The sequence below is a fragment of the Caballeronia sp. GACF4 genome (assembly GCF_023631025.1).
In the GTDB taxonomy this organism is placed as follows: domain Bacteria; phylum Pseudomonadota; class Gammaproteobacteria; order Burkholderiales; family Burkholderiaceae; genus Caballeronia.
This window is the reverse complement of the sequence record NZ_JALQDW010000050.1, coordinates 1-5,859: the sequence shown is the minus strand read 5'-3', so window position 1 is coordinate 5,859 and position 5,859 is coordinate 1. Positions and strand designations below refer to the sequence as shown.

3 protein-coding genes, 2 pseudogenes and 1 riboswitch are annotated in these 5,859 nt (G+C 65.3%); all 5 genes and pseudogenes read right to left on the bottom strand.

Translation table 11 applies throughout. From position 1 onward, the window contains the following. Positions 1 to 109: 109 nt before the first annotated feature. Positions 110 to 718: pseudogene (locus NCR40_RS31080) on the bottom strand (ABC transporter substrate-binding protein); the annotation flags it as partial. Between the two features lie 300 nt (positions 719 to 1,018). Then, positions 1,019 to 1,123: riboswitch (SAM riboswitch) on the bottom strand. A 146-nt stretch (positions 1,124 to 1,269) separates the two neighbouring features. Beyond that, positions 1,270 to 2,583, bottom strand: a complete 1,314-nt coding sequence (gene aroA / locus NCR40_RS31075) for a 3-phosphoshikimate 1-carboxyvinyltransferase (RefSeq protein WP_087748615.1) — start codon at positions 2,581 to 2,583, stop codon at positions 1,270 to 1,272. Positions 2,584 to 2,733: 150 nt separating this feature from the next. Beyond that, the gene (locus NCR40_RS31070; RefSeq protein ID WP_087748616.1) at positions 2,734 to 3,357 is read right to left on the bottom strand and encodes a metal ABC transporter solute-binding protein, Zn/Mn family; all 624 of its coding nucleotides are present in this window, start codon (positions 3,355 to 3,357) and stop codon (positions 2,734 to 2,736) included. A 175-nt stretch (positions 3,358 to 3,532) separates the two neighbouring features. Next, on the bottom strand, positions 3,533 to 5,080 hold the full coding sequence (locus tag NCR40_RS31065; RefSeq protein WP_011117152.1) for an IS91-like element ISCR8/ISPps1 family transposase: 1,548 nt from the start codon (positions 5,078 to 5,080) through the stop codon (positions 3,533 to 3,535). A 108-nt stretch (positions 5,081 to 5,188) separates the two neighbouring features. Next, positions 5,189 to 5,794, bottom strand: a pseudogene (locus tag NCR40_RS31060) (oxidoreductase dimerization domain-containing protein); the annotation flags it as partial. Positions 5,795 to 5,859: the final 65 nt, after the last annotated feature.

Here is a 5,859-nt window from a genome sequence, read left to right as displayed (position 1 = left end):
AAGGCTACAAAGTAGTCGTGCCCACAGTCGCCGCAGCGAGCGCGGGCAAAGCCATGGGCAAAGATGCCGCACTCAAGGCGACCTGCGGTGACGAGAACGTGACGACGGCGGTGAGATCGTCGGTCGTCTCAATGGTCTCGATCAGCCCCCAGAGCTCGATGTTCGAGGAGGAGTTCTCGGCGGTGGTGACCCACTTCCACGTGAAGACGATGTCGTTCGACGTGACGGGCTCGCCGTCGTTCCAGAGGAGCCCTTCCTTGAGCGTCAGCGTGACTTGCGTGAGGTCTTCGGAGAGCGTGCCATCCTCGACGGACGGGACGCTGGCGAGGAGCTGTGGGCCGAGCGAGCCATCGGCGAAGTAGGTGAGCAGCGGCTCGAGGACAAGGCTGGCGGCGTAGACATCCTTGCTGCCGGTGGAGCGATGCGTGCTCAGCACCGACGGCGCCTGCGACTGGATGATGCGCAGCTCGCCGCCGGCGCCGCGGGTTTGCCCCTCGGTGCCGTCATCCGGGAATCCGGCAACCGGCGAGGCGACGGGCGACGCCGCGTCGCTCGGCGTTGCGCTTTGGGCGGCGACCTCGCTGGCGATCACGTTGGCCGCAGCGAGTCCGACGCCAAGCGCGGTCGCGCGCTGGACGAAGTCGCGGCGGGAGAGATCACCGGCGCGGAAGCGGTCGACAAGACGGCGGAGCGGCTGGGTCGATGGAGTCTGACTCATGACAGGGGTCCTTCGTGCTGAGCGGCATCGGACGACTCGGTCGTGATGCCGGGATCGGTCGACTGGGGCGCGGCGAACGCGTCGAGTCGCTGCGCGTAGATGAAGAAGATGAAGTCAAGGTCAGAGGTGACAGGGATACCAGGCGGGGGAGGTGAAGAAGAGTCGTTCCAGCCATGGCTCGGCGAGATGCCTGATCCCGGAGCGGAGCCGATCGACGGATGTGGCGAGGGTGATTCTCACGAAAAAGCCTCCTCATCGTGGGGACGACGGGAGGCAGACCACCCCTGACGGTGTGGCGCTCCCTCATCTCCCAGGATTCCCTGCCGGACTTAGCACCTTCCCGATATGGATCGGGGGGTTGCTGGGGCTTCATTGGGCCGGTCCCTCTGCCCCTCTGGATGAGGTCGTGACAGGCTTCGCCTGTCTGCAAGAAACTGTATCTGGTTCCCGGGGGAGAGTCAATAGTTCGAGGGAAGCGTCGAAACGCGAGCCGGGGTGGTGTCGATCGACTCCTCCCCGGCTCGTATCTGACGTGATGGGCAGTGATGGGGTTATTTCACCAGCTCGCCGAGGCGGTCGAAGTAATCCGGGAAGGTCTTCGCCGTGCACCCCGGATCGAGGATCGTCACGCCCGGCGCGCGGAGGCCCGTCAGCGCGAAGCTCATCGCCATGCGGTGATCGTCGTAGGTATGCACCTCCGCCGGCGTCACCGGCTGCGGATGGATCGTCAGACCGTCCTGGAACTCGTCGACCACCTGCCCGAGACGACGCAGCTCCGTCGCGACATCCGCGATGCGATCGGTCTCCTTGACGCGATTGTGCGCGACTCCGCGAATCGTGATCGGGGCGTCCGCGTACGGCGCGATCGCGGCGAGCGTCTGCGCCGTGTCCGAGATCACATTGAAGTCGAAGTCGCCGCCGTGCAGCACGCCATCCTGAGGACCGCGGACCGTCGTGGAGGTCTCCGTCATCGTGACCGTCGCGCCCATCTGCTCGAGCACGCGCACGAACTGGAGATCGCCCTGCGTCGAACGCGTGCCGAGGCCGTTCACCCGCACCTCGCCGCCCGTCACCGCCGCCGCTGCGAAGAAGTACGACGCGTTCGAGGCATCCGGCTCGATGTGATAGTCGCGCGCCGCGTAGCGCTGCCCCGGCGCGACGCGGAACGTCTTCCAGTCGACATCGTCGATCTCGGTCTCGACCCCGAACGCGCGCATCACGTCGGCCGTGATCGTGATGTACGGCTTCGAGACGAGCTCGCCCTCGACCTCGATCGTGACGCCATCACGCGCGTACGGTGCGGCGAGGAGCAGTCCCGTGAAGAACTGGCTGCTCAGATCGCCCGGCACCACGGCGCGTCCCCCGGCAAGGCCGTTCGCGCGCACGATGATCGGCGGCGCGTCGGTGCCGGCCTCACTCGTCGCGTCGACGTCGAGCTGACGGAGCGCGCTCAGCAGCGGACCGATCGGGCGCTGACGCATGCGCGGCACGCCATCGAGCCGGTAGGTGCCGTGGCCGATCGCGAGGATCGCGGTCAGGAAGCGTGCCGTCGTACCGGAGTTGCCGATGAACAGATCCGCCTCCGTGGCCGGGAACTGGCCGTCGCCCCCATCGACCTCGAAGCGATCATCCTCCGGGAACGCCTCGACGTCGATGCCGAGCGCGGCGAGCCCCTCCGCCATGTAATGCGTGTCATCGCTGAAGAGCGCGCCGGTCAGCGACGAGTGCCCGTTCGCGAGACCGGCGATCGGGAGCGCGCGGTTCGTGATGCTCTTCGAGCCGGGGACGCGGGCAGTGCCGATCACCGGTTGCGTGACCGGGATCATCTCGATGCGATCGGGGGCGGTGGCGGTCGAGGATGCCATGAGGTGCTGCTCTCCAGGGAATAGGGCATGGTGACGAGCGTGCGTGGTTCGCTTTCCTAATCCTACGCGAAATCGATCGGGATGCGAAACGGCCCGGATCGTCGTCGATCCGGGCCGTTTCGCGAGGGGATAGCGGGAGGGAGCGCGGCGTTACTCGCCGAGAATGGCGCTCACGATGGCGTTCGTGTTGAACGTGATCATCTTGATGTAGGTGTCGCCATCGGAACCCGCCTCGCCGAGTGCGTCGGTGTAGAGTTCCGGGCCGACAACCACGCCGGCCTCGGCAGCAATGGCCTCGATCACGGCCGGATTCTCGATCGTTTCGGCGAAGATCGCCTTGACGCCGGAATCCTGGATCTGCTGGACGAGCTCCGCGACCTGCTGCGCGGATGGTTCTGCCTCCTCGGTCGTCAGGCCGAGGACCGTGCCGACGATCGTGAAGCCGTAGGCATCGGTGTAGTAGCCGAGAGCATCGTGCGAGGTGACGAGCTTGCGATCCTCCTCCGGGATCTTCGCGACCTCGGACTTCACCCATGCGTCGAGGGTCTCGAGCTCGCCGAGGTAGGCCTCGGCATTCGCGGTGTAGGCATCGGTGTTGTCCGGATCGGCGGCGATCAGCGCGTCACGGATCGTGCCGATGGCGATGATCGCGTTCTGGACGTTGCCCCAGATATGCGGATCGGTGTCGCCGTGATCGTGCTCGTCGGCGGGCGTTGCCGATCCGTCCTCATGGTCGTCGTGATCGTCCTCGCCCTCCTCGTACGGATAGGAAATTCAACCGCATGAGGCCAAGTATGGCACGAGTTTTGGGCCTCGAAACACGTTCGGCCAAGGAAGGTTGAGCGCTCGCTTGCCGCTCAATGGCAAGAGCTTGGGAGGCAGTATGCATTTGGGCCTGGCGCGCGCGCAGCTGCTTCCCCGCAGCGATGGATACCGCCGCTTCACTGGGTCACCAATTGACGCGCTGGTCTACCTCGTCGGGTTGAGCTGCCAGATCCCAATCCGGCTCGCCTTGCGCACCATCATCCACCGGCGCGTCGCAGCCCTCCCACAGCGGTGGCCCGCGTGCCGGGGTGATGTGCGGGGGGGCAGACTCCACCCCGATGTGGTTCAGGATGTGGCGGATTTCGGCGCTGTGGGTGATGAAGGCAATGATGCGCATCTGCCCACCGCACATGGGGCACAGCAGCGGAAATGCCTCGTAGATGCGGGCAATCAGCACCGCCCACAAGTAATGCGCCGCTCGCTTCGGGCGTGCTTCAGGTTCGGGTGTGGGTGTGGCCGCGTTGCCCGGCGCCGCCACCCCAGGTACGCCCGCGCCAGGTTGTGCAGTCTCCACCGTGGCTGGTTGCGACGCAGCAGGCTGAGCCAGCGCCGTTACCGCCGCTCTCAGCGGCGAGTTTGGTGCCAGCACACCAAAGTAGCGGTGCCGGTGGGTGCGTGGCGGTGGCACCAGCGCGGCGATGCGGTCGATCAGTTCCAGCGGTGTGAGGTGCAGCTCATCTGCCTTGGCACCACGCTTGTCACTGGTGGGCTCGCTGCGCTGTTTGGCACAGCGGTACACCAGTTTGCTTCCCTCTTTGCGTAGGCGCTCCATGGAAAACGGTGGACGCGCGCAATAGCGCAGCAGCCGCTCCAGCGCAGCGCGGTCGTGGGCTTCGATGCAGACACCGGCGTCCACCGAGAAGCCGCTGTGTTTGTAGCCCAGCATGTCTTTGGCGTCACAGTTCTCCAGCAGGCCCCGAGCAACGAAGGCGCGCAGGATGCGTTTTTGCAGTGTGGTCTGCACTGGGGCCACGGTAGCCGCATCGATGCCGGTGGCCGCGTGAAAGATGACACCCGGCGATGAGATTCGAGGGGTCGCATCAGCATCGCCCTCGCCCTCCACTTCCTCAAACACCCCGTCCACCACACAAACGTGGAAGTGGACGTGTTCATTGAGGCTGGAGCCGAATCGGTGAATGAAGGCGATGGCACCGATGTGCAGGCCTGCCTTGTCCATATGGGCCGCACCGGGGCTGTGGGTCTGCAGAGTTTGTGCGATCACCCGCAGAAAGATGCGCAGCACCATGCTCAGCACCGCTCCGTCGCGTTGCATGAAGTACCGCAACCTCTTGGGCACGGAGAGCACCCACTGGCGCACCGGCAGGCGGGGGAAAACGTGGTCGCTCAGGTGTGCCGCCGTCTCCACCATCCGCCGCGTGGTGCACGAGGGGCAGACTCCCCGGCCTTTGCAGGAGAAGGCTACAAAGTAGTCGTGCCCACAGTCGCCGCAGCGAGCGCGGGCAAAGCCATGGGCAAAGATGCCGCACTCAAGATACTTGGCAAACGCTTTGCGCACGAAGGGCTTGGGGGTGTGGTGGTCGCCCTGGCCGTCGAACTGACCCGCGCTGGCCAACTCTAGCCAGGTCTCGTAGTGCTCGGCTACCATTTGGTAGAGCAGCGTGCGTTCGGGGTGGCGTGGGTTGTAGAGCTTGGGCTTGGAAGTGGCTGACATGAATACTGTACAAATGCACAGTATTCTGCGGCGATTGTTTGGGTACGCAAAGCACAAGGCCCGAACCGTCGCCAGTTCGGGCCTTGTCAGGGTAGCTTGGCTGCGGACTTACTTGCGCGCAGGCGGCACATCCGTGCAGCTGCCATGCGCCACTTCCGCCGCCATGCCGATGCTCTCGCCCAGCGTCGGATGCGGGTGGATGGTCTTGCCGATGTCGACAGCGTCCGCACCCATCTCGATGGCCAGGGCGATCTCGCCGATCATGTCGCCCGCATGCGTGCCGACCATGCCGCCGCCCAGGATCTTGCCGTGGCCCCGGCCAGCATGGCCGTCTCCTGATCCTGCTTCGGGGCTGTCGTCGAACAGCAGCTTGGTGACGCCTTCGTCGCGGCCGTTGGCAATGGCGCGGCCCGAGGCCGCCCAGGGGAACAGGCCCTTCTTGACCTTGATGCCCTGCTGCTTGGCCTGGTCTTCGGTCAGGCCCACCCAGGCCACTTCGGGGTCGGTGTAGGCCACGCTGGGGATCACGCGGGCGTTGAAGGCGGCGCTGGCCAGTTCCTTGTTGCCCTGCAATTCGCCGGCGATCACTTCCGCCGCCACATGCGCCTCGTGCACCGCCTTGTGCGCCAGCATGGGCTGGCCCACGATGTCGCCGATGGCGAAGATGTGCGGCACATTGGTGCGCATCTGGATGTCCACGTTGGGGTCTCCTCGTTTTCAGTGCAATAAGTGACGGTACGAAAAGCTAGCACTGGCGCGGAGGTGGTGTTGGTAGATCG

Excerpts from the sequence above, each read along its gene's own strand:
- aroA (WP_087748615.1), bottom strand. The coding sequence starts at position 2,583 with ATGGCATCCTCGACCGCCACCGCCCCCGATCGCATCGAGATGATCCCG.
- NCR40_RS31065 (WP_011117152.1), bottom strand. The coding sequence starts at position 5,080 with ATGTCAGCCACTTCCAAGCCCAAGCTCTACAACCCACGCCACCCCGAA.